The 24254-nt window shown below is 38.7% G+C and carries 19 protein-coding genes; 13 read left to right on the top strand and 6 right to left on the bottom strand.

Annotation, left to right across the window (positions count from 1 at the left end):
* Positions 1 to 146 precede the first annotated feature (146 nt).
* The 8 genes from KI375_RS13430 (at position 147) to KI375_RS13395 (ending at position 11036) form a co-directional block, all read left to right on the top strand.
* Positions 147 to 1730 (top strand): extracellular solute-binding protein, encoded by a 1584-nt coding sequence (locus tag KI375_RS13430; protein WP_212973994.1) that lies wholly within the window; start codon positions 147 to 149, stop codon positions 1728 to 1730.
* A gap of 1083 nt (positions 1731 to 2813) precedes the next feature.
* A complete protein-coding gene (locus KI375_RS13425; RefSeq protein WP_212973993.1) occupies positions 2814 to 4373 on the top strand; it encodes an extracellular solute-binding protein in 1560 nt (519 codons plus the stop codon).
* A gap of 131 nt (positions 4374 to 4504) precedes the next feature.
* The gene (locus tag KI375_RS13420; RefSeq protein WP_374706848.1) at positions 4505 to 5419 is read left to right on the top strand and encodes an ABC transporter permease; all 915 of its coding nucleotides are present in this window, start codon (positions 4505 to 4507) and stop codon (positions 5417 to 5419) included.
* Positions 5420 to 5459: 40 nt separating this feature from the next.
* Complete coding sequence (locus tag KI375_RS13415; RefSeq protein ID WP_212973992.1) at positions 5460 to 6356, top strand: carbohydrate ABC transporter permease; 897 nt, start codon at positions 5460 to 5462, stop codon at positions 6354 to 6356.
* Positions 6357 to 6482: 126 nt separating this feature from the next.
* Positions 6483 to 7445: a glycoside hydrolase family 43 protein gene (locus tag KI375_RS13410; protein WP_212973991.1), complete on the top strand. Its 963-nt coding sequence runs from the start codon at positions 6483 to 6485 to the stop codon at positions 7443 to 7445.
* Between the two features lie 443 nt (positions 7446 to 7888).
* Complete coding sequence (locus KI375_RS13405; protein ID WP_212973990.1) at positions 7889 to 9172, top strand: sugar ABC transporter substrate-binding protein; 1284 nt, start codon at positions 7889 to 7891, stop codon at positions 9170 to 9172.
* Positions 9173 to 9299: 127 nt separating this feature from the next.
* Positions 9300 to 10196: a carbohydrate ABC transporter permease gene (locus KI375_RS13400; RefSeq protein WP_244852640.1), complete on the top strand. Its 897-nt coding sequence runs from the start codon at positions 9300 to 9302 to the stop codon at positions 10194 to 10196.
* Positions 10197 to 10229: 33 nt separating this feature from the next.
* Positions 10230 to 11036 carry a carbohydrate ABC transporter permease gene (locus tag KI375_RS13395; RefSeq protein WP_212973988.1) on the top strand — a complete coding sequence of 269 codons (807 nt, stop codon included), beginning with the start codon at positions 10230 to 10232 and terminating at the stop codon, positions 11034 to 11036.
* A 113-nt stretch (positions 11037 to 11149) separates the two neighbouring features.
* Here the strand turns inward: KI375_RS13395 and KI375_RS13390 are convergent, their stop codons facing one another.
* Positions 11150 to 12508 carry a GGDEF domain-containing protein gene (locus KI375_RS13390; protein WP_212973987.1) on the bottom strand — a complete coding sequence of 453 codons (1359 nt, stop codon included), beginning with the start codon at positions 12506 to 12508 and terminating at the stop codon, positions 11150 to 11152.
* A 215-nt stretch (positions 12509 to 12723) separates the two neighbouring features.
* On the opposite strand from KI375_RS13390, the gene KI375_RS13385 reads away from it, so the two are divergent.
* From KI375_RS13385 to KI375_RS13370, 4 genes are all read left to right on the top strand, one after another.
* Positions 12724 to 13740, top strand: coding sequence for an NAD-dependent epimerase/dehydratase family protein (locus KI375_RS13385; protein WP_212973986.1), 1017 nt, complete (start codon positions 12724 to 12726; stop codon positions 13738 to 13740).
* Positions 13741 to 14799: a dihydrodipicolinate synthase family protein gene (locus tag KI375_RS13380; protein WP_212973985.1), complete on the top strand. Its 1059-nt coding sequence runs from the start codon at positions 13741 to 13743 to the stop codon at positions 14797 to 14799.
* Between the two features lie 16 nt (positions 14800 to 14815).
* Positions 14816 to 15823, top strand: coding sequence for a zinc-dependent alcohol dehydrogenase (locus KI375_RS13375; protein ID WP_244852621.1), 1008 nt, complete (start codon positions 14816 to 14818; stop codon positions 15821 to 15823).
* Positions 15824 to 16168: 345 nt separating this feature from the next.
* On the top strand, positions 16169 to 17770 hold the full coding sequence (locus KI375_RS13370) for an FAD-dependent oxidoreductase (protein ID WP_244852618.1): 1602 nt from the start codon (positions 16169 to 16171) through the stop codon (positions 17768 to 17770).
* Positions 17771 to 17854: 84 nt separating this feature from the next.
* On the opposite strand, the gene KI375_RS13365 is transcribed toward KI375_RS13370, so the two are convergent.
* Positions 17855 to 18103: a hypothetical protein gene (locus tag KI375_RS13365; RefSeq protein ID WP_212973983.1), complete on the bottom strand. Its 249-nt coding sequence runs from the start codon at positions 18101 to 18103 to the stop codon at positions 17855 to 17857.
* Between the two features lie 138 nt (positions 18104 to 18241).
* Between KI375_RS13365 and KI375_RS13360 the strand changes: the two genes are divergently transcribed.
* Entirely contained in the window at positions 18242 to 18811 is a 570-nt protein-coding gene (locus tag KI375_RS13360; protein WP_212973982.1) for a hypothetical protein, read from the top strand.
* Positions 18812 to 19068: 257 nt separating this feature from the next.
* Here the strand turns inward: KI375_RS13360 and pgeF are convergent, their stop codons facing one another.
* The 4 genes from pgeF to KI375_RS13340 all read right to left on the bottom strand — a co-directional run bounded on the left by pgeF (position 19069) and on the right by KI375_RS13340 (position 23688).
* A complete protein-coding gene (gene pgeF, locus KI375_RS13355; RefSeq protein ID WP_212973981.1) occupies positions 19069 to 19833 on the bottom strand; it encodes a peptidoglycan editing factor PgeF in 765 nt (254 codons plus the stop codon).
* Between the two features lie 147 nt (positions 19834 to 19980).
* Positions 19981 to 21030 (bottom strand): ABC transporter permease, encoded by a 1050-nt coding sequence (locus KI375_RS13350; protein ID WP_212973980.1) that lies wholly within the window; start codon positions 21028 to 21030, stop codon positions 19981 to 19983.
* Between the two features lie 24 nt (positions 21031 to 21054).
* On the bottom strand, positions 21055 to 22536 hold the full coding sequence (locus KI375_RS13345) for a sugar ABC transporter ATP-binding protein (RefSeq protein WP_212973979.1): 1482 nt from the start codon (positions 22534 to 22536) through the stop codon (positions 21055 to 21057).
* Positions 22537 to 22704: 168 nt separating this feature from the next.
* Positions 22705 to 23688, bottom strand: a complete 984-nt coding sequence (locus tag KI375_RS13340) for an ABC transporter substrate-binding protein (RefSeq protein ID WP_212973978.1) — start codon at positions 23686 to 23688, stop codon at positions 22705 to 22707.
* Between the last annotated feature and the right edge of the window lie 566 nt (positions 23689 to 24254).

The raw sequence follows: 24254 nt of genomic DNA, 5'->3' as shown, positions 1-24254 counted from the left end.
CATTATCTTTAATTGAAAAAGTAATGCAAACGTAATGGGAGGATTTTGAGTATAAAATTATTTTTGGAAAAGGAAGAGTGAAAAATTGTATGCGGTTGCAAGTTGAATTTGAAAATACAATAAAAAGAAGTGAAGGGGGAAGTGAAATGAAAAAACTTTTAATGCTAATCTTATCTTTAGCTTTGATCACCATCATATTTGCAGGCTGTTCAAAATCGAATAAGACAAATGGGGAAAGTGTTAGCAAAGGACCTTCGGATAATTTTAATAAAGAAGGGCTGCCGATCGTTGATGAGGAGATAAATTTAAAGTTTTTTGCAAGGCGTTCTCCTGTGAATGGACCCTATAAAGATATGTCCATCTTCAAAGAATTTGAAAAAATGTCGAATATAAAAGTAGAATGGAATGATGTTCCACAAGATGGTTTTGATGAAAGAAAAAACTTAGAATATGCGGCTAAGAAGCTGCCTGATGCCTTTTTTAAGGCCGCGATTTCGGAGGCAGAGGCCGTGAAATATGGTTCGTCTGGACTCTTTATTCCACTTGAAGATTTACTTGAGGAGTATGCACCCAATTTAACAGCATTATTTGAGCAATATCCGGAAATAAAATCATCTATTACAGCTCCAGACGGTCATATCTATGCATTGCCGGCTATTGTTGAACTAGATGCTGCAAGAACAGAAAAATTTTGGGTGAATAAAAATTGGTTAGATGAATTAGAATTGGAAGAACCAACAACACCAGATGAATTGGTTGATGTTCTTGCTGCTTTTAAAAATGATGACCCGAATGGGAATGGTGAACAAGATGAAATACCAATTACTGAACGCGACCTCCCTACTTTAATCAATAATATGGCAGGTTCCTGGGGATTATTGCAACAATTAGGAAATACGATTAATATTGAGAACGATAAAGTCCACATTTGGAAGACAGATGATAAATATAAGGATCTATTACAATTCCTAAATAAGCTTTACAAAGAGGGATTACTAGATCGGGATGTTTTATCACATTCACCATCAGAGTATACAGCTAAATTGTCTACCGGGAAGGTAGGAATGTCCCATATACAGGCAGATGATATGAATACTCAATATAAAGACTATGAGTATATTGGTATTGCACCAATAGAAGGACCTTTTGGTGATCGATTAGTCAAGGCATCTCCTATCGCTAGGGATTTTGGTACATTTGCGATTACATCAGCCAATGAGTACCCTGCAGAAACGATTCGGTGGATGGATTACTTCTTTAGTAAGGAAGGCTCCATTATGTTTAGATATGGGGTTGAGGGAGAAACCTTTAATTACGATGAGGATGGTTTGCCTGAGTATACAGATGAAATTTTAAATGATGAGCGTGGTACTGGAGCTGCAATCGGCGAATTTAGTCCATATCCAGGTGGAGGAGCACCACAATATATAACGGAGTACAATTCGTCAGCGATTAATCCGCCGTCAGTACAGGAAGCACAGAAAAAATTTGATCCTTATTTACCAGAAGTAATTTATGGTGCCCCATTATTTGATGAAAAGGTAAACAAAGAAGTCAATCAAATCCGTCAAGATATGGATGCGTATTATAATGAGTCTACTTCTCAATTCATCAATGGCGATAAGAGTTTTGATGAGTGGGATGAATACGTCTCCACTATAGAGAATTTGGGTTTAGAAAGATTAGAGGAAATTTACCAGGAAGCTTATAATTCGACTTTCAAAGAGTAACAGAGATGAGGCTGGACATAATTAAAACATTAAGTCCGAAAGGCGAATAATGCATTACCCTTGTCGTGGAAATATACGTAGGGTTCTGCGGGAAGTGAGAGTTCGGCAAGACCTCGGAAGGCGAAGTCTTGGAGACTTGCTACTCGCCCGCGGAAGCGAAGTATATTTCCGGAGCAGGGGTATATTAACCCAAGTAGTTCTTATTTTTCTTTGCTAGAATACACCTAGGTGAGGAAAATCCCCATGAAAATAATTAATTTACAGGAGGGGTTGAAAAGAATTATGATATTATTATCCTCTAATAGGATTTTTACAGAGCGTAATAGAGGTTAGAAAAGGTAAATTCTTTTAACGCTCATTTTCTTGCAAGGTATTGATTTGGTGAAAGAGTATAATAATTTTTGAAGCTCTAGAAAAAAATAAAGGTACTAGTAATTAAGCGAAAAGTCTATTTTAGAAACCACATGCGTTTTCTCCGAAGTCAATTCTGCTGCCCTATTCATTCTTAAAGAGGACGTTATGAAAATTTGGAAAAATCAAGATGCGAGATAAAGGAACTTCGACTAAGTGTCGACACGCCCTGTGTCGAACGTCGAACTCACCACATCCTGTGGGATTTCGTTGGCTTGCTTTTCCGTTGCTCAATTCTACACTTCCTTGAATCTCTAGCTTCTTTTTATCCTCCTTTTTTATACACACACTATCAGAATGAGAACAATGACTATTATACTTTAAAAGATTATATTTCCACCCTAACAAAATGCTAATTGATAACCTAACAAATTAACATTCGTTATACATGGTATTTCAGTTACTCTAAACTAAGAAGGTTATAAAAATATATATTGAGGGAGGCCTTTTGTAAACGAAATCAACGATCAAAGTGCTTATTAATTGAGTGTAGACTTTGAATTGTAAAAAGTTTATGTTTGTAAGGGTTTAAATGAAGTGCATCATGACAACAAACTATTGTGAATGAAAGTGTTGGAAATAGGTATCTTCATAAGAATCTATGTATCCGATTGCTAAAGAGTAGAAATGTGTCCTGATAGATGATTGGAAAGTAAAGGGGGAAAAAGAAACATGAAAAAGTTTTTAACGTTAGTTGTATCTTTAGTTTTGGTAACTTTAATATTTGCAGGCTGTTCAAAGTCCAATAAGGAAAATGAGGAGAATGCTATAAAAGGTCCTTCAGATAATTTCAATAAAGAAGGAATGCCGATTGTTGATGAGGAGATTAATTTAAAGTTCTTTGCTAGACGTTCTCCGGTGAATGGACCTTATGAGAATATGTCCGTCTTCAAAGAATTTGAAAAGATGTCGAATATAAAAATAGATTGGAATGATGTTCCACAGGATGGTTTTGATGAAAGAAAGAACTTAGAGTACGCTGCTAAAAATCCGCCTGATGTCTTTTATAAGGCTGAAATTTCGCACGCAGACGCCGTCAAGTATGGGTCGTCCGGACTCTTTATACCACTTGAAGATTTACTTGAGGAGTATGCACCCAATTTAGCAGCATTATTTGAGCAATATCCGGAAATAAAATCAGCTATTACAGCACCAGATGGTCATATCTATGCGTTACCAGCTATTGTTGAATTAGATGCAGCAAGAACAGAAAAATTTTGGTTGAATAAAGATTGGTTAGATGAATTAGGGTTGGAAGAACCAACAACACCAGACGAATTAGTTGAAGTTCTTACAGCTTTTAAAAATGATGATCCAAATGGGAATGGCAAACAAGATGAAATTCCATTGACTGAACGTAATTTCCCTACCTTAATAAATAACTTTGCAAGTTCTTGGGGATTATTGCAGCAACTGGGAAATACGCTAAATGTTGAGAATGATAAAGTCCATATTTGGAAAACAGATGATAGATATAAAGATCTATTACAATTCCTAAATAAGCTTTACAGCGAGGGATTACTAGATCGGGATGTTTTATCACATACACCTTCAGAGTACACGGCTAAATTGTCTACAGGGAAGGTAGGAATGACCCATACACAGGGAGATGACATGAGTACTCAATATGAAGACTATGAGTACATGGGTATTTCACCGATAGAGGGGCCTTTTGGAGATCGGTTAGTCAAGGCATCTCCTATAGCGAGAGATTTTGGTACATTTGCCATTACATCAGCCAATGAGTATCCTGTGGAAACGATTCGCTGGATTGATTATTTCTTTAGTGAAGAAGGTTCCATTATGTTCAGATATGGGATTGAGGGAGATACCTTTAATTATGATGATGATGGTTTACCACAGTATATAGATGAAGACGCAAGTCTCGAGGCGGTTACTCCATTTCCAGGGGGAGGAGCACCACAATATATAACGGAGTATAATTCGTCAGCTATTAATTCAGAGGCAGTACAAGAGGCACAGAAAAAATTCGATCCTTATTTACCAGAAGTAATTTATGGTCCACCATTATTTGATGAGCAGTTAACCAAAGAAGTCAACCAAATCCGTCAAGATATGGATGCGTATTATAATGAAACAAGTTCCCAATTTATTAATGGTGATTTGAGTTTTGATAAATGGGATGAATATGTTTTTACGATAGAAAATATGGGGCTAGAAAGATTAGAAGAAATTTATCAAGAAGCTTATGATTCAACTTTTAAAGAATAATATGAATGGCTAGGAACAAAAAATTCTTTGTTCCTAGTCATCACTAAAATAATTCAAGAGGGAGGTACTATGGAGTGAGTAATGTAAGGGCAAAATCTCAAGTGAATAAATCGAGTGTTGAACCCCAACCTATTTTAAAAAAGCGTCAGTTATGGAAACAAATTGTCAAAAGTTATGACCTGTACCTTATGCTCTTGTTACCCATAGCCTGGTATATTATTTTTCAATATGGTCCGATGTACGGTCTACAAATTGCCTTCAAAGACTTCAATCCTTCGTTTGGTTTTCTAGGAAGTGAGTGGGTTGGCTTTGAAAACTTTACCAGATTTTTTGAATCTTATTATTTCGGCAGATTACTATGGAATACGTTTTCCATAAGTATCTATTCATTGCTTATAGCGTTTCCGATCCCAATACTTTTGGCCCTGCTTATCAATGAAATTCGAAGTAATGCGCTTAAAAAGTGGGTCCAAAACGTTACCTATATTCCCCATTTTATTTCCGTGGTCGTTATTGTCGGAATGCTAAGCCTATTTTTAAATCCCGCTAGCGGAATAGTCAATACCATGTTAAATGCTTTAGGATTAGATTCTGTCGCTTTTATGGAGAAACCAGGATGGTTTAAGACAATATTCATTGGGTCTAATATATGGCAAAGCATGGGTTGGCAGTCGATTATCTATATCGCTGCTTTAGCAGGAATCGATCCACAATTGTACGAAGCGGCTAAGATGGACGGAGCAAGCCGGTTTCAGAGAATTATCCATGTATCGATCCCAGGCATCCTTCCCGTAATCATTATTTTACTTATTTTGGATGTAGGGAACTTTTTGAACGTAGGATTCGAAAAAATCCTCTTAATGCAAAATAATTTAAATATGAAATCGAGTGATGTCATCCAGACATTCGTTTATAGAAACGGTATTCTCAACGGGGACTTTAGTTATAGTGCAGCGATTGGTTTATTTAATTCGATTATCAACTTTATTCTATTAATATTTATTAATCAATTTGCAAAGAAAAAGGCAGAGACAAGCCTATGGTAGATAAAAATTTAAAAAATGTCAGTGAAGGAGGGAGCCTACGGTGAAACAACAATCTAAAAAGATCTCGGATGGGAAAGTATTTGATATCGGAGTGCTCATTATTTCTGCTGTCATTTCGGTAATCATATTATATCCGTTAATTTTTATTGTTAGTGCTTCTTTTAGTAGTCCTGAGAGAGTTATGAATGGAGAAATGTGGCTTTTTCCTGTTGATTTTACATTAGATGCTTATAGTGAAGTTTTTAAAGATGGAGCTATATGGAACGGCTATAGAAATACTATTTTTTATACCATTGGTGGTACTTTCGTCAATATTATATTAACGACTCTAGCTGCTTATCCATTATCAAGACGGGATGTACCAGGCAGAAACATCATTATGTTTATTATAACCTTTACGATGTTCTTCAACGGGGGAATGATTCCAACCTATTTGGTCGTACAAGAACTAGGTATGATTGATACCTTTTGGGCGATGATTATACCGAATGCGATTGCAACCTATAATCTGATCGTTATGCGTACTTATTTTCAGACAAGTATTCCTTGGGAACTTCAGGAAGCTGCAATGATTGATGGTTGTTCTAATTGGAAGATGCTATGGAAAGTAATTCTCCCATTATCAAAACCGATCATGGCCGTTATGTTACTTTTTTATGCAGTGGGACATTGGAATGCCTTTTTTAACGCTTTGATTTACCTACGGGATGATAAACTATATCCCTTACAACTCATTCTAAGGGAAATTCTCCTTGTTAGTCAGGCAAGTATGACAGAGGAAATGGGTAGTGAATTTGGCTTAGACGAAAAGATGATGCTGGGTGAAAGTATTAAGTATGCTTTAATTATCGTAGCTAGCTTACCTGTCCTGGTTATGTATCCTTTTGTTCAAAAGCATTTTGTCAAAGGTGTAATGATTGGGTCTATTAAAGGATAATATTTTTGAATTCTAAAATTAATTGATGATAAAATCTATCTAAAATAGATCAATGGAAAATCTAACAAATTAACATTTTATGGGAAAAGATATCTAATAAAATAAAAAAGAAAGAAGGGATTTATTATGACAAGTACTTTTCAAAATCCATTAATGGATCCAGGAGCGGATCCGTGGGTTTATAAAGATGGCGATATGTATTATTTTATGGCTACGAGAAGGACGCATCTTGACTTATGGAAATCATCTACATTGAGCGGGATCGCCAATGGCGAGTGTAAGACGATCTGGTCTCCGCCAGAAGAAGGAATCAATAGCCACTTTCTTTGGGCTCCGGAGATTCATAAAGTAAATGGAAAGTGGTATGTGTATTTTACTGCAAATGATGGAAAAGTCGGAAAAGACGGTGACATGACGCGGAAAATCTTTGTCTTGGAAAACACCTCACAAGACCCTTTTGAAGGGGAGTGGATAGAGCGAGGCTATGTCAATACTGAACACCCTGGATTAGATGGAACAGTCTTTGAAGATAATGGTCAGTGGTACTTTGTATATGCGGGGTACGGGAATTTCCCAGCTTATGGTTCAGGACTCTATATTGCGAAAATGTCTAACCCTTGGACTTTAACGGGTCCTGAAGTATTGATCACAAAGCCGGAATACGAATGGGAAGTGCAAGGAGGGCTGGCTGTAAATGAAGGGCCCGTCATGTTGAAAAGAAACAACAAGCTTTTCTTAGTATATTCTGCAAGCGCCACTTGGTCTGATGACTACTCACTGGGTATGTTAACTGCTAGTGCCGGGTCTGATCTATTAAACGCCCAGTCTTGGGATAAATCGAAAACCCCAGTTTTCAAAAAATCAGTAGAAAATAGTGTGTTTGCTCCGGGGCATAATGGCTTTTCGCAATCACCAGACGGCTCAGAGGATTGGATTGTCTATCATGCAATCCCTGAATCAGAAGGTGGCAGCCAAAAACGCAGTACCCGTATTCAAAAGTTTGGATGGAATGCGGATGGTACACCTGATTTTGGGATTCCGCTCTCTACATCAGTGTCTATTCAAGTACCTTCTGGAGAAAGTGAATAATAGCAACATATTTCAACAAAATAAATAATTTTAGACTACTAGGGTCAGAGTCTCATAGGAGAACTGGCTCTTTTCTATTGTATAGAGCTTTCTACAGACTGCAATTCCCATTGATTCTTTTTGTCTTATTACCATTATCTTTATCATTTTGCGGCGGGTTTTATAAACTTAGAAATAGACTCTATTTAAAGACACTTTAGAGACTTGTCTCTTATATAGAAAGGTTATACACTCAGAATACAAGATTTAAGGGTATAGAGTTTGGCGCTATTCCAACATATGAATGGTCTCCTCGATTCAAGTTTTGAATTTATATGTATGAATTGACAACGCTTCCAATACCCATTTTTGAAAATTTAGTCTTATTGAGGTGAAATGCCTTCAATGTTAGTGTAGATGCTCATAGTTGTCCAAAGATAATGTAAAGAGAGGGATTTTATTTCATGAAAAGTTTTCGCTTGTTATCAGTATTTTTTTTGATCGGAACTCTCCTTGTTGGTTGTAGTTCCGGAAACAATAGCCAATCTAGTGCAGGAGGCACAGAATCAATAGGAGGCGATAAGTCAGATGGGAAGCTGTCAGGTGAAATTACTGTTTGGGCTCATCCCTTTACAGGAGATCAAGACGTAGAAGGAAAGATGTGGGATGAGATTATTTCTTCCTTTGAAGAAGAGACAGAGGTGAAAGTGAATTTTGAACAAATACCATGGGCAAACCGTGATCAAAAGATTTTAACGGCATTGGTTGCTAATAATGGCCCCGATGTGTTCTATGCAATTCCTGACCAAATGCCGCAATATGCAGAGGAGGGCATGCTGCTAGAGCTTGATTCATATTTAGAAGATCTAGACATGAATGATTTTGTAGAGACAGCCATAGTATCCACGACATGGAAAGATAAGTTATACGGTTTGCCGATTTTGCAAGAGGCTTATACATTTCTGTATAACGTTGATATTGTGAAGGATATTGGGGAAGATCCAGAGAATCTGCCAAAAACATGGGATGAATTTGATCAATGGGCCAAGAAGGCAAAAGAAAAAGGTTACTATGCTATGAGCTTTGCAGGAGGCGGTTCTATGAATGGAACCCTCTATCCATATGTTTGGCAAGCTGGTGGGGATGTCGTCAATGAAGATAATCAAGTATTAATTAATAATGAAAAGAGTTTAAAAGCTTGGGAACGACTGGATCACATGTATAAAGAAGGGTGGATCCCTGAAGATTCGGTTACGGCAATGGAACATGATGCTTTATGGGATAGTGGGAAACTTTTAGCTGTTCAAGGTTCAGGTGCTTCCATCACAAATATGTTAAGTAAAGATTTGTTTGAATTTGTGATTGCCCCACCATTAAAAGGTGAAAGGCAAGTGACGTATGGAACGACAGGGATGTTTGTTGCGCCTGTGAATACCGATAACCCAGCAGCTGCAGCTGAATTCATTAAAGTGATGACAGATACAGAAAACCAAAAGCGCTTTAATAAAGTGACTCAATATATTCCGACGCGCGAATCAGCAAAGGAAATTTTTGATGATGAACCATATTTAAGTCAACTTGCAACCTATACTGAATATGCCTTGCCAGGAGTCATTCATCCTGCAGGACGTACGATCATGCCGTCCATACAATCTGAACTTCAAACAATGATGGAAGGAAAGAAAACGCCGAAGGAAGCAGCCGATGCAGCTGCAGAAGCGGTACAACTAGAATTAGATAAGAAGTAGTGTTTCATAGACAGAGGGTTTGATAAAGTTCATCAAACTCTCTGTTACTGACTTTTTAAGAAATAGGGTGATGACAGTGGACAATACTGAAGCGAATTCGACCGTATATGTTTTAAATAAGAAAAAAATGCCTTTGGGACAGCGGGTCAAAAGGGAACTAAAACGAAATGCAATTGTCTATATTTTCCTTACCCCAGTTATGATTCATTTTTTAATTTTTCAAGTGTATCCGTTTCTATTAAGTTTCTATTTAACTTTTATGGACTGGAAAATAATTGGGGATCCAGAATTTGTAGGACTTAAACATTGGAAGAATTTATTGAGTGATAAATTAGCATGGAAAGCAATTTGGAATACCGTTTTATTTTCGATTTATTATATATTACCCACAATGGCACTTGGCTTAATTTTAGCGCTTATTATTAATTCTGGTGTAAGATTTGCTCGCTTTTTTAAAGGGATTTTCTTTTTACCTGTTGTGACATCATTCGTTATTATTGCTGGTATTTGGGGCTGGTTATTTAGAGGAACTCCAGATGGATTAGTCAACTATTTAATTAGCTTCATTGGGATTAAGCCACAGCTTTTTTTCTCAGCTTCTGATCAAGCTTTAATGGTATTAGCAGGTTTAAGTATTTTCAAAGTAAGTGGGAGTACAATGATCTATTACTTTGCTGGATTACAATCCGTTCCAAAGCAATTATATGAAGCTGCACGCATTGATGGCGCTTCTGCCTTTCGGATTTTCCGTAGTATCACTTTTCCATTATTAAAACCTATTCATTTTTATGTATTAATTACGACGACCATTGGCTCTTTCCAAATTTTTGATTCAGCCTATTTGTTAACAGGTGGGGGGCCTAATTATTCGACAACCACACTCGTTTACTATTTATATGAACAAGGTTTTACCAGCTTGAACTTAAGCTATGCATCGGTATTATCATATGTTTTGTTTATTATCATTTTGATTATTTCCCTTATACAGAGGAAATACCTGGGGAAAGAAACAAATATTTATTGATGGGATTAGGCTTTAGGAAAGGAGAATTCGAGCATGGCTAAGAAAGTCATTCCGTATACAGCATTGCTTTTATTAGGAGCTTGTTTTCTATTACCATTTATCATTATGATTTTGGGATCTTTTAAAGATGCTCAGTATGCACAACTAGATCCTTTGTTTTGGATTCCAGATCAACCTACTTTGAAAAACTATATTTACATTTTTAGAGATGGCACTTTTTTACGTTGGATTATGAACTCCGTCATTGTGACGGTCATTCCAGTCCTTAGTCAAATGATTTTTTGTGCGGTATTAGGCTATGTATTTGCGAAAAAGCAATTTCCTGGAAGGGAAATGCTCTTTTGGATTTTTATGGCGGTGATTATGATTCCTCAGCAATTGCTTATTATTCCGAAGTATATTATGTTCTCTGATTTTGGTTGGATCAATACATTTAACGCCCTAATTATTCCTGAGCTCTGGGGCATTATGGGTGTATTTCTTGTCAGGCAATTTTTGCAAGGAATCCCAGATGATTTTGAGGAAGCAGCCTATATCGATGGAGCGAATGATTTTCAAATCTTTTTTAGAGTTATATTGCCACTATCCATACCAGTCGTAGCGACGGTCGGGACATTTTCTTTTATTTCAAACTGGAACGATTTATTCCAGCCTTTGATTTATTTGACACAGGAGAAGATGTTCCCGATTACACTCGGATTAGCCTCTATGCTGGGGAAAGAAGGGAACTTTGGGATTGAGATGGCCGGATCGGCGATTTCATTCGTCCCAACCTTTTTGATTTTCCTCTTTTTCCAACGCTATTTTACAGAAGGAATTCAAATGTCTGGGTTGAAATAAGGGTTCACACTAGGAAGAATTGAGACAGCTAAGATGTCTAGCAGCCGAGAGTCTGTCGCCAAGTTGATATAAGGAAAGGCTGGAGGATAAACCTCCAATCTCGTCCTTAAACCTTAAAAAAGTTCTTCATCATCAATAAAACTAAGTCGGTAGATACGGCGGGGTCGTCCTTTATGTGTGACTTTTTCTTCTCCAACAATCTCAACTAATTCAGCATCCATCCATTTTAATAGAATGCGATGCGCACTCCTTACCGTAATCTTTAAAGTTGAAGCCAATTCTTGAGCAGTGTAATCAAACTTTCGATAGCGGGCAACACGTGCCATCAACTTTGTCATATAGGCGGCAGACATTCCTGCCTTCTCGGCTTTATCTAAAAGCTCTGCATCTGTAATAGCTAGGTCATATCTCTCATACTGGGTATGGGTTGTGATATCAACGGGCCCTAAAACGCTCCGGTCTTCTCGCACAATATAACAAATATTTCCTCCTAATTCCTTGGATTGACGGAGGGCTAATCGTGCATGGTTCCCTGCTTCGGCTGCCGTCCTACCGAATCCAATGCCCATGCTGAGAGTAATATCAAGTTCGCTTTTAGTATCTTGGAGAAGAGGGATGAACTTATAGCCTCTTGTTTCCCGTTCAAAGATCCCTCTTGTAGTAATGAATGAATATTCTTCTCCTCCTAAGTTGATAAGATGGCCATCTAGCTGTTTCATATAATCAAGTAGCATCTGTTGAATGTTTAATTTCAATATTTGGACATCGTGTTCAGACGTAAATTTTTCGACAACTCCTTTGAAGTTGTCGATATTAATTAATCCAAATACAATTTGCGCTTCTTTATTTCTTCGAGTATTAGTGGCCAAGAGCGCGCGCTCAAGGGAGACAATCAGGTCTTGCTGTGTAGGTGTCACCCATTCAAAAGGAATTTCTCGTTCCATCAGACCATCAGCGACCTCTTGAATCCCAGTGAGGGCAACAGTACCGTATGTATAATAATTATGAAGATGAAATTCAATGATTTTTTGGATGTTTGACCCTTGGCTTTGCTTTTTATAAATACGTATTTCTTTTGGCTGTTCACCAAGCTCGAGCAAAATCTGTTCTACATATTTCGGCTCTACTGTATCAACAGATAATCCCTTTAATCCATGATTACTTTTCAAAAGGAATAAAGAACGATAAAGACCCGTTCCCATTAAAGGGACATGATGGACTGGGAGGCTGAACTCAACTTGTTGTTTGGCCAACTCATAAACATGGTACTCGATAAAAAGAATGACATCAACATCACTCATTAAGTCTTTGAGTGCGTTAGGGTCAAAGTTAAAGGAGTTAAAGTGACGAAATTGAGCTTGGAAATTTGGGAAAGATTTTAGCGTTTCACTCGCTAGTTCTATCAAAGATGGAGGACCAATAATACCGATCTGGATTTCTGAATGGCAAGAAGCTCTAGATTGAATTGTCATCGATTCTTCTCCTTTATAGGTCATACTTGTCTCTTTAGTTAACATATTACTTTTTTCATTAGCGACTGTCAAAGTCTGATTTTATTAGACTTGTAGTATTTTATTGCATTTTTTAATTAAAGACATTTATAAGACTTGTCTTTTAATAAGCCTCTTCATACAATACGAATAAGTGGTATTTATGTTTGTAATATAAGAAATATAGGGGTGTTTAAATGAGAACAATTGCAGAATTAGAAGCCTTTATGACAAAGCCTTCAAAACAACTATTAGAGGACATTAAACATATGAATGGCGATATTTTAATTTTAGGCGTAGGAGGAAAGATGGGGCCAACTTTGGCTAAATTAGCGAAACGGGCTATTGATGAAGCGGCAGTGAAAAAAAGAGTCATTGGCGTTTCGCGTTTTTCATCGGGAAATTTGCAAAAAGAATTAGAGGATTTTGGAATTGACACTATTGCCATCGATTTATTAGATGATCAAGCTTTACAGGCCTTACCGAATGTTGAAAACATTATTTATATGGCAGGTAATAAGTTTGGTACAGTTGGGAATGAACATTTTACCTGGGCGATGAATACATACTTGCCTGGCCGATTGGCTGAAAAATTTCCCTCCTCAAAAATTGTCGCTTTTTCAACCGGTAATGTGTATCCTTTGACGAACGTGTTAAACAATGATTGTACAGAGGAGAAGTCAGAAGAACCGATTGGTGAATATGCGCAATCTTGTTTAGGACGGGAGCGAATCTTAACTTATTTTTCTCGGAAAAACGAGACACCGATGCTTTTCTTTCGATTAAATTACGCCATCGATATGCGCTACGGGGTAGTTTTAGAGATTGGGAAACAAGTATTAGCGAAAAAGAAGATTGATTTAGCGATGGGGAATGTGAATGTCATTTGGCAGGGAGATGCCAATGAATATGCGATTCGTTCTCTATTACATTGTAAAACACCACCGAAGATTTTAAATATAACAGGACCAGAAACCATCTCAATTCGTTGGTTGGCCGAGGAATTTGGAAAGCGCTTTGGTGAGCACCCTCAATTTGAGAATGAGGAGCAACAAACAGCTTTATTAAACAATGCGGCTAAAGCCCATCAATTATTTGGCTACCCAAAGGTATCGATCCAGCAAATGATTGACATGGTCTCGATTTGGTTGATGAATAATGGGGAGACTCATGATAAACCGACACATTTCCAAGAACGAAAAGGGGCTTTCTAAATGTTAAATCGACAAGTAAAAGAAAAGCTACATGAAGGAGCTGTGATTCCAGCTCATCCCTTGGCTTTAACGAATGAACGAGAACTTGATGAGAAAAGACAACGTGCACTGACGCGTTATTATATCGATTCAGGTGCTGGGGGAGTGGCAGTTGGTGTTCATACAACTCAATTCGAAATACGTGACCCTCAGTTCAACCTCTATGAAAAAGTGATGGCTTTGGCTATAGAGGAAATCGAAAAGGCTGGAATGACTGAAGCTTTTATAAAAGTAGGGGGGATTAGTGGTCCGGATGAACAGGCGATTAAAGAGGCGAAGTTTATTAAAGAGATTGGGTACGATCTTGGTTTGCTGAGCATGGGTGGATTAAAGTCATATTCGGAAGGGGAACTTCTAGAACGAACAGAAAGGATTGCGAAAATCATCCCGGTATTTGGCTTTTATTTACAGCCATCTGTTGGGGGAAGAGTGTTATCCTATGAATTTTGGAAGGCACTTGCAGAAATACCGAACGTTCATGCTATTAAGATCGCTCCTTTTAATCGTTATCAATCGCTTGATGTTGTGCGCGCTGTTTGCCGTTCATCAAGGAATGAAGAAATCGCGATCTATACGGGAAATGATGATAATATTGTGAATGATTTATTGACAACGTATCGTTTTGACGTATCTGGAAAAAAGATAGAAAAGCAGATTGTTGGAGGGTTGCTTGGCCATTGGGCTGTTTGGACGAAAAGGGTAGTTGAGTTGTTCAAACAAATTCAATCCGTAAGGGATCAGGAGGAGATACCAAGCGAATTTTTGACTTTAGGACAGGAAATTACAGATGCAAACGCCGCCTTTTTTGATGCAAAGAATCAATTTAAAGGCTGTATAGCGGGGATCAATGAAGTTCTAGCAAGACAAGGATTATTGCAAGGAAATGAATGTTTATTGGATAAAGAGAGATTAAGTCCCAATCAGGACAAGGAAATCGATCGTGTCTATGCGGCATACCCGCATTTACATGATGATGAGTTTGTGCAAGACCATCTTAAAAAGTGGTTGAGTGAGGTATAAGAATAGGAGAGTGTGAATGATGACTTTGCGTAAAATAGTGGCAAAAAACCAACAGATTGAAATAGCTCATGAGGATATTCCTTTACTCAAACCGAATTATATTTTGATCAAGACAATGTATTCTGTCATCTCTCCAGGGACGGAATTAGGGATGATGGAGAGTAGTACGGATCGTGAAGTTCCGCTTGGTTATAGTGCCATGGGGGAAGTTGTGGAATGGGGGGAGGGGATCACCGATGTGGAGAAGGGTGACCTTGTTGCCTGTTACGGGGCGCCATTTGTTCATCATGGTGAATACTTGCTGGTGCCACGCACATTGTATACAAGAGTACCAGAAAGCGTGGAGGCGAAAGAGGCTGCACTTGCGGGAATTGGGGCGATCGCGATTCATGCACTCAGAATTGCTAAGCTACAATTTGGCGAAGCTGTCGTAATCGCAGGGTTGGGAATACTTGGGCAAATGATTGCTAAAATTGCCAATGCTGCTGCCTATCATGTAATTGCTTGTGATTTATACGAAGAGCGTGTGGCTATGTTAGCTTCTGATAATGGTATTCATGCTTTCGCTAACGTAGAGCAGATGAAGGCAAAGATCTTTGAAAGTACAAATGGGCACGGGGCAGATGCCGTTTTGGTTTGTACAGGTGGGAAGAGATCTCCTTTGACCCATGAGAGCCTAAAATGGATTCGAAATAAGGGCAAGGTTGTAATTGTAGGAGATGTGGAACCTGACTTTCCAAGAGATCTTATGTTTGGAAAAGAGGCGGAACTTCTGATATCGCGAGCGGGTGGGCCTGGTCGCTATGATGAGGTCTATGAGAAGCAAGCGATTGATTATCCCTATGGGTTTGTGCGTTGGACGGAAGGGAGAAACATTGCTGAATATATTCGTTTAGTAAGTGAAAGACGAATTGACGTCCAGCCGTTAATAACGGCAGAGGTGGCTTTTGACGATGTTTTAGGTGAATTTGAACAGTTACGCAATAAGAAGACAAGTACATTAACAAAACTAATTCGTTATTAATGGTCACTTTTTATCCCGAATTAACTGGCAGTAACCCCCCACTCTAAGAATTCGAGGTGAAAACGAGGGGATAACTACCAGTAAATACACGGTTGGTTCAGGCCTGCAGGACGCAGGTCACAAAAGCGTTGCGACGTACAGGACGTATTAGTGCGGGCGAAACGACAGGATGTCGTGCTTTGAGCCTGCCGACAGGATGTTGAGAATTTAGCCTTTGATCCTTACCATTCAGTGGGGGATGAAAAAAACACTGAATGAAGTTTCACTTTATGATCGTTGATATTCATTGTGCCAAGGCGTGCTCAAAAAACGAGCGCTTTCCCTGGAAAACAAGAAAGAGAGGTGGTGGAGACATTGGGAATAGAGAAGCTACATTATTATGTACCAACCACAAAAAAATCAGAGAAAAGGTTCATTAAAAAAGATGTCATTATATATGGAGGAACACCAGCAGGCATTACAGCTGCTGTGCAGATTGCCCGCTTAGGGTATTCAGTAGCAATTGTGGAATTTAGTCAGCAGGTCGGTGGGATGACAGCTAGTGGTTTAGGAGCCACTGATCTCGGGGCGGAAGAAGCGGTTGGTGGTCTTGCTAAAGAATTCTATCAAGAGATCGCCCGTTATTATCAAAAGGAAAAACAATGGATTTTTGAGCCGAAAGCAGCCCACTATGTTTTTCAAAAATGGATAAAGGAGCATAATATTGCCGTGTATTATCGTCAACATCTAGAGAAGGTGTTGACGATAAAGGGGAAAATAACCGAAATTGTCATGGAGGATGGTTCTTGTTATCAAGCTGACATTTTTATGGATTGCAGTTACGAAGGTGATGTATTAGCTAAGGCCAATATATCCTATTTTGTTGGAAGGGAATCCAATGCTACATATAAAGAAGTTTATAATGGGATTCAGTTTGGCGGCCTCCACCATAAATTTGAAAAATGGATTGATCCTTATAAAAAAGAAGGAGATGCCAAAAGCGGGCTCTTACCAGGAATAACGGAGGATGACCCGAGCTTACTAGGCTATCAAGGACAAGGGGATCACCGTATTCAAGCTTATAATTTCCGGATTTGCCTTACGAACGATCCCGAAAAGCGGGTTCCTTTTCCGAAACCAGCTAACTACTGTGCCGAGCAATATCAATTACTATTACGATACATCCATTCTGGTGTGTGGGATGTGTTTAAACTCCATACTATGCTACCAAACAGAAAGTCTGATTTAAATAATTATGGCGCTTTCTCGACAGACTATATTGGCATGAACTATGACTGGCCAGAAGGAAGCTATGAACATCGCGAGGAAATCTTTCAACAACACGTAAACTATGATCTCGGTCTCCTTTATTTTCTTGCAAATGATAAACGAGTACCAATTAGTATTCGCGCAGAAGTAGCTGAGTGGGGGCTTCCTAGAGATGAATTTATGGAAACAGGGCATTGGCCTCCACAGCTTTATATTCGTGAGGCAAGACGGATGATTTCTGATTATGTGATGACAGATCGTAATTGTTTAGGACAAGCCTCTATTCATGATTCTGTTGGCCTTGCTTCCTATCATATGGATTCCCATCATTGTCGCCGTGTTGTGATAGATGGACGATGTGTTAATGAAGGAGATGTTCAAGTACCGACTTCTCCTTTTTCTATCTCATATCGTTCGATTCGCCCACAATTAAGCGAATGTAGGAACCTATTTGTCCCTGTTTGTTTATCGAGCTCGCATATTGCTTATGGTGCTATACGCATGGAACCTGTTTTTATGATAGTAGGGCAATCCGCTGGGGTAGCAGCTGTACTTGCTTTGAAAAACAAGGTAAGTGTACAAGAAGTACAATATAATGATTTAAGAACTGAACTTTTGCGTTGCGGACAAGTATTAGAGTGGTCAGCGGAAATAGAGGATGATCCAATTAAACGCATGCAAGCAACCTTTGGAAGATAGAGTTGATCGATGACGAGATAATCCGCCTCAAAGCGGATTATTTTTATGATGAAAGTCGGAATTTAGTTCGATAGGAATACAAGCTTAAGGAATAAAAAGGATTTTAGTAACTAGGAAAGTAGAAGTTTGTCCTATATAATACTGAGCAGGACAGTATGGATTCGCTTTTAATTGAACCCCAGCATTTAAGGAATTAAATCGTGAAAGTGATATTGCATCATAAGGATCATTTTGCCTATTTTGTCCTCCGGTCAAATTTCCGAATTTATCGGGAGTGTTCGGTGTTGGCTCGTTAGACTTTTCCTTTTGCTGTTCATTTGTATGTTGCGACATGTGATCACTCCTACTTTTCATTTGATCGCTCTTTTTATTCGTTTCCGGAACAGCTGAAAATATGTAATTGTTGCTAAAATAAAATGATGAAAGAAAATTTAGTTTGGTATTCATAATGGTCAAGGGGATAGGGAGCTTATGGATAGAAGGCAAAAGCAATCTGATTACGGGATGATCGAGGCTGTTGGAGTCGTGCTTGTGTTGGCGCTCATTTTATTTATTTCACGATGGTTGTCAAGTCAGGAAGATAAGGGCCAATTTATAAAATTCATTGTGTATGATGTTTTGGTCGTAAATATGTATGGTATTCTCCTTGTCTTGCTAGGATTGGCTCTTATCGTTTTTTGTATATACTTCATCGTAAAAAGGAAAGCGGCTAATCCGAAGCGTCTAGCATGGATTGGCCCATTACTAGCAGTATTTTTGATTGGTTTAGGAGGGCTTCTTTCCCATAACTTAAAAAATAACCTTATTGATATAACCAGCTATGTAACGGGGAATACGGTGACAGAGGAGGTAGTTATTGAAAAATTTGCTATTCGTTCAGCAGGAGAACATACCTATTATGAATACATATTTGCTGATGGACGAGAATTTTCAGAAAAATATTCAGGAAAGGGGTTTAGGCAGATTGAAGAAGGAAGAGCGTATGTACTTCACTATTTGCCAAAATCAAAAAAACTTTTAAATATAAAGCTTGTTGAATAGAATGGTGACAAAGCCTGCGGGAATAGCACAGCAGCTGAAGACCCGCAGCGTATGATGTCCAAGGCTAAGGTCGCATTTTCCTAAGGCAAAGCAATAATGTTAGATACACGTGGTCCTGCCGGCAGACTCATAATGCAATGTCCTGTTACTTCGTCTGTGCTAGTTCATCCTGTATGGCGTGACACCTGCATGATTTATGCCCCGTTGATCTGTTACAAGATAGTTTTTTGGGGATTTTCAATTTTTAGAAAAGCTCTTCATTTTTCCTTTTTCATAATAAAGCAAAGATGTCTCCCGCTTTGCTTATCTTGGCGATGAGAAAAACCATCAGAACTTTGAAACGTGCAGGTATGATCTATTTGGATTTGGTTTTCCGGAATGCCAGCTAATAGGCATTGCTGTTTCACAGTTTGCTGATTATCAATATGATATTTGCTTGTTTGTTCGTTATATTCAATCCATTTATCCGCATAGCCTAAAGCTTTATATTGCACGTAGACATCTTCATCCACTTCAAATTTTTCTTGACTGAGTGCTGGACAAATTTGGACATGAAAATCATTTGGGTCACATTGCTTGTCATGAATCAGATGCTTAAATAATTTTAAAGAGATCTCTTTGACAGTACCTTGCCAGCCTGAGTGAATAACGCCCGCAACACCACTTGGTTCATGATAAAAAAATACTGGCACACAGTCTGCATTGAAGCTACATAGTAAAATGTTGGGTTCATATGTGTAAAGCGCATCAGTCACTGGGACAGCAGTCTCTAATTTGTCAGCCCCGCGGCCTTTATCAGCGTGGACAACTTGATGGAAATTGGCACTATGTGTTTGTTCTGCACAAACGAAGTCACCTAATTCGCAATTTAAAAAGCGGGCTAATTGTCGGCGATTCTGTAAGATTACTTCTCTATCCTGACAAGCATGTAACGCCATGTTGAAATTTTCCGGCTCCGCTTCATCCTTCATCGTCATTCCTGCAAGCCATTTTTCGTTATTCAGATACATTTTTATATTCATATATATCACCTGTCTATCTTATGTTTTTTAACGGCTTTGTGGCATTTATGTGAGTAATTTTATATAGAAAATAAAGGAATGATGGTAGGGATTAATGTGGAGTTGAAAAAGGGGCAGTATTCTGCCCCAACTAGCTAATGAATTCAGTTAGGCGGCTTGTTCCTTCCGTTGCAGAAGCACTGCTGCGATTACGATGAATCCTTTGAAAGCCTCTCGAAGAAACGGCGGAACACCAAATAGATTTAATAAATTGTTCATAACGGCGATAATCAGCATTCCATATACTGTTCCCAAAATAAACCCTCTGCCTCCAAGCATGCTTGTGCCGCCCACGACGGCAGCTGCGATTGCATCCATTTCCATTCCTCGCCCAGCATTTGAAAAGTCCATTGAGCCAATCCGCGAGACTTGGATCACAGCTGCAATCGAAACAAGGACGCCCATCAATGCGTATACATTTAGTTTGACTCTATTCACATTAATACCAGAGAGCTTAGCCGCTCTTTCGTTTGATCCTACTGCAATAATTTGCCGACCAAAAACGGTTTTTTTCGATATATAGTATAAAATAAAGGCGATGATCGCCCAATAAACAATCGGCATAATCATATAGTTGCCAATTTTAAAGCTTGCTAACTGGGTAAACTCAATCGGAACCTTTGGATTGTAGCCTTGCATAAAGTGTTGTGTGACACTTCTAAAGATCATCATTGCTCCTAAGGTCGCAATAAAGGGCGGAATATTTCCTTTTGTTACGCTTGTTCCAATTAAGAGTCCAAGTAAATAGCCCATAAGGATGACAAGTACAATTGTGATGAGGATCGCGGGAAAACCAGTTAGGCCAAGCCCGGCTAAAATTCCTTTGGTACTAGTATCCAATAGAACCATCGTAAAGGCTCCTGTTGCCACTAAAGTAGAGCCGACGGCAAGGTCAATCCCTCCGGTCATAATGACAAAGGTCATACCGAGTGCGATAATTCCTACTCCAGCATTATTTCTTAAGATATTCACCCAGTTATTTAACCACGATTGAAACCAGCTTCCAAATGAATCATAATTAAAGCCCAATACTAAAGTTTGGATAATGATCATCACAATAAGTGCGATGGCTGTACTAAATACAGGATCATGTTGCCATTTATATTTAAACCATGTAAAAAAGTTTCGATTATTTTTAACACGGATATTATCGGTCATTGGGTTCTCCCTCCTTTAGCCTGATCAATTTCCGCCTGTAGCGAGATTCATAATCGTATGCTCATTCATTTCTTTTCCCGTTACCTCGCCTTGAATGACCCCGTGGTACATTACAAGAGCACGATCACAGACACGAATAATTTCTGCGGCTTCACTAGAAAGGACGACAACCGCGATATTTCTGTCTGCGAGATCTAAGATAATATCATAAATATCTTCTTTAGCTCCAACATCAACACCCTGTGTGGGGTTATCCAAAATAAGTAACTGTGGATCTGCTGCCAACCATTTGGCCAGGACAACTTTTTGCTGATTCCCTCCGGAGAGACTTGTGATATTGTCTGTTTGCTTGCCCATTTTTAAACGTAATCGCTCTCTTTGTTTTTCAAACTCGAGCTGATGTTTCTTCGTTTCAATTTTCCCCCGTTTGGAAAATTTAGGCCAAGTGGCAATCGAAGCATTCTCAAAAATATCCATATCTTTAATAATGGCATTTTCCTTCCGATTTCTTGGAAGATAGGCAATGCCTTTTTTGATCGCCTGTGTTGGACTATGAATGACGACTTCTTTTCCATTCAGAAAGATCTTGCCTGCTGAAGGATGCTTCGCTCCAAAAACAGCTTGAAAAAGCTCGCTTCGTCCATCCCCAAGTAATCCCGTAAAACCGACAATTTCGCCAGTCCTAATGGAAAAGTAAATATCTTTAAAAGCGGCTGGGTCAGTGAGACCTCCCACTCGCAAAATTTCTTTCCCGATTTTTTTCTCCCTTAATAAAGGTTCTGTTCTTACATCAAATCCAACCATATATCTAGCCAAATCATTGGTTGTGACATCGCTCACCGCTCCTTCTGCAACAAGATTACCATCGCGAAGGACGAGATAGCGGCTACAAAATTGCATAACTTCATTTAATTTATGGGAAATAAAAATAATGCCGACATTATGCTCTGTTAATGTTTTCATCATTGTGAACACACGCTCTATTTCTTGGTCTGTTAGAGACGTGGTAGGCTCATCCATTATTATAATGGATGCGTTTGTCATTATCGCCCGGCAAATTTCTACTATTTGTTTATAGGAGGAATCCAAGTCACGAACCATTTTTTCGGGATCTAAATCAATATTCATCTTTTTAAATATTTCATTGGTTTCATGATACATGCGTTTTAAGTCTAAGCTACCTGTTTTAGTTTTTAATTCTCTACCAAGAAACATGTTTTCATAGATGGGCAAGTCATTGATTAAATTTAATTCCTGGTGTATAAAAGCAATGCCCGCCGCCTGCGATTGGGCCGGTGCAGCAAATTTTACAGGCTTTCCATCGATTAGAATTGAACCTGCATCCATTTGGTGAACGCCTCCAAGAATGTTCATCAGGGTTGACTTTCCCGCACCATTTTCGCCAAGCAAAGCGCAGATGTCTCCACCTTGAACACTAAGGGAAACATCCTTGAGCACATCGTTTTTTCCAAATGATTTTCTTATATTATTCATTTCAATTTTCATACGATCACTTCCATAACCTGGAACAAAGAAAGACAGAGAAAGCCTTGCTTTGTCCCAGAACATTTACTTGTCGAAGGCCAACAGGATATTGGTCAGAAAGGTGTTGTGACGTACAGGATGTACTAGTGTATACGAAGCGGCCGGATGTCGCGAACTTAGCCCTTCTTCTTAGTAGGAAGAGTCTTCGTCAATGAATTCTTCGTAATTATCCCGGTCCACAACGGTTGTAGGGATGATCGTGACTTCGTCCGCATCTTCACCATTTAATAATTTAAGCGAGACATCGACAGCGTCCTTCACCATAGCTGGGCTATAAAGTGTTGATTGAATCCAAATATCTTCGTTTTCTGGCATCATGTTGAAGTACTCCTGCATACCGCCTCCGCCAGTCACTACTTTAATATCATCTCTGCCAGCTTCACTAATTGCTTGTAGAACACCCACGGATGTTTCGTCATCCATAGAAAAGACAGCATCAATATGTTTATTACTTGTTAAAATATCAGCAAAATCCTTCAAACCATCTTCTCGTGTAAATTGAGTCGCATATGTGCTAATTTCCATGTCAGGAGCCATTTCCTCCATCGTGTCCATGAAACCTTGTTTTCTTAACTTGGAAACAGAACCAGAGGATGGCACCTCTAGGACAACGACATTACCTTCTGTCCCAATTTTATCAATAATATATTTTGCACTTTCAATTCCCATACCTTCATTATCGCCAGATACACGGTAAACCCCATCAGCGTCAATTTCAATATCAAAGTTTACTACTTTAATACCAGCATCAAGAGCGGTTTGGATGGGGATTTCCATACCTTCCCATTGAGGGAACGCCACAATGGCTTCCGCACCCCATGTCATTAAATCATCTAATTGAGAAGTCATTTCTTCTGCATTAGAACTTGTTTGGATTTGGTAATCAATCTCATCAGATAATTCCTTCGCACGTGCCTCTGCCTGGTGGGCTACATCTGATACCCAGCCATGCGTGACAGCAGGTGCTAGAATGCCGATTTTATGTTTTTCTGTACTTGATTTTTCACCTGAATCGTTACCTGAATCATCATCCTGTGTTCCTGAATTACATGCACTTAATAGCGGTACCAACATTAATAAAAGTACAACTAGTACACTTAAACTTTTCTTCATGAGAATGAACGCCCCTTTTTTCATATTTTTAAATGGAGGATCTAAAATACTTCTAACAAATGAAAGGAAAAAGCTGTTAGGCTTGTATTGGAAAAACGGCTATACGCTGGATTTAAAAGCTTTAAGCTGTTGGCACCTACCTAATCTAAACGTTTCACCAAAAAGTTGGATAATGTAAGGATGGACAAGACTTGTTCAAACATTCACATCGTCATATAGCCATTTACCCAAAACTTTCTTATGCACCTTCATTATAAGACATCTAAGGAGGAGAGTAAATTAGATTCTCAATTTTATTTTTAATTCGTTTTATACGATAAAAAGTCGTCAAAAAGGAGCTAGCAAGTTTCCTGATTTTTGCTGGAATTTAAGCAGGGAAATGCTGGGAAAGCGAGAATAGTTATTATAGGAGTGAACAGAGGGGATGATGTCTTACGGGTCACTAGCGTTGCATTAAATTTCCAGCCAAAAGTCAAGAGGAAATAACTATGCCAAAATTATGAATAATGGCAATTATCACTATAAAAGTCCATAAAAAAACCTTATAATTAGGGTATGGTAGTCCT

This window comes from Bacillus sp. J14TS2 (assembly GCF_018333015.1).
Lineage (GTDB): Bacteria > Bacillota > Bacilli > Bacillales > Bacillaceae_C > Lederbergia.
Note: the sequence above shows the minus strand (reverse complement) of the source record. Positions and strands in the feature narration are given on the sequence as shown.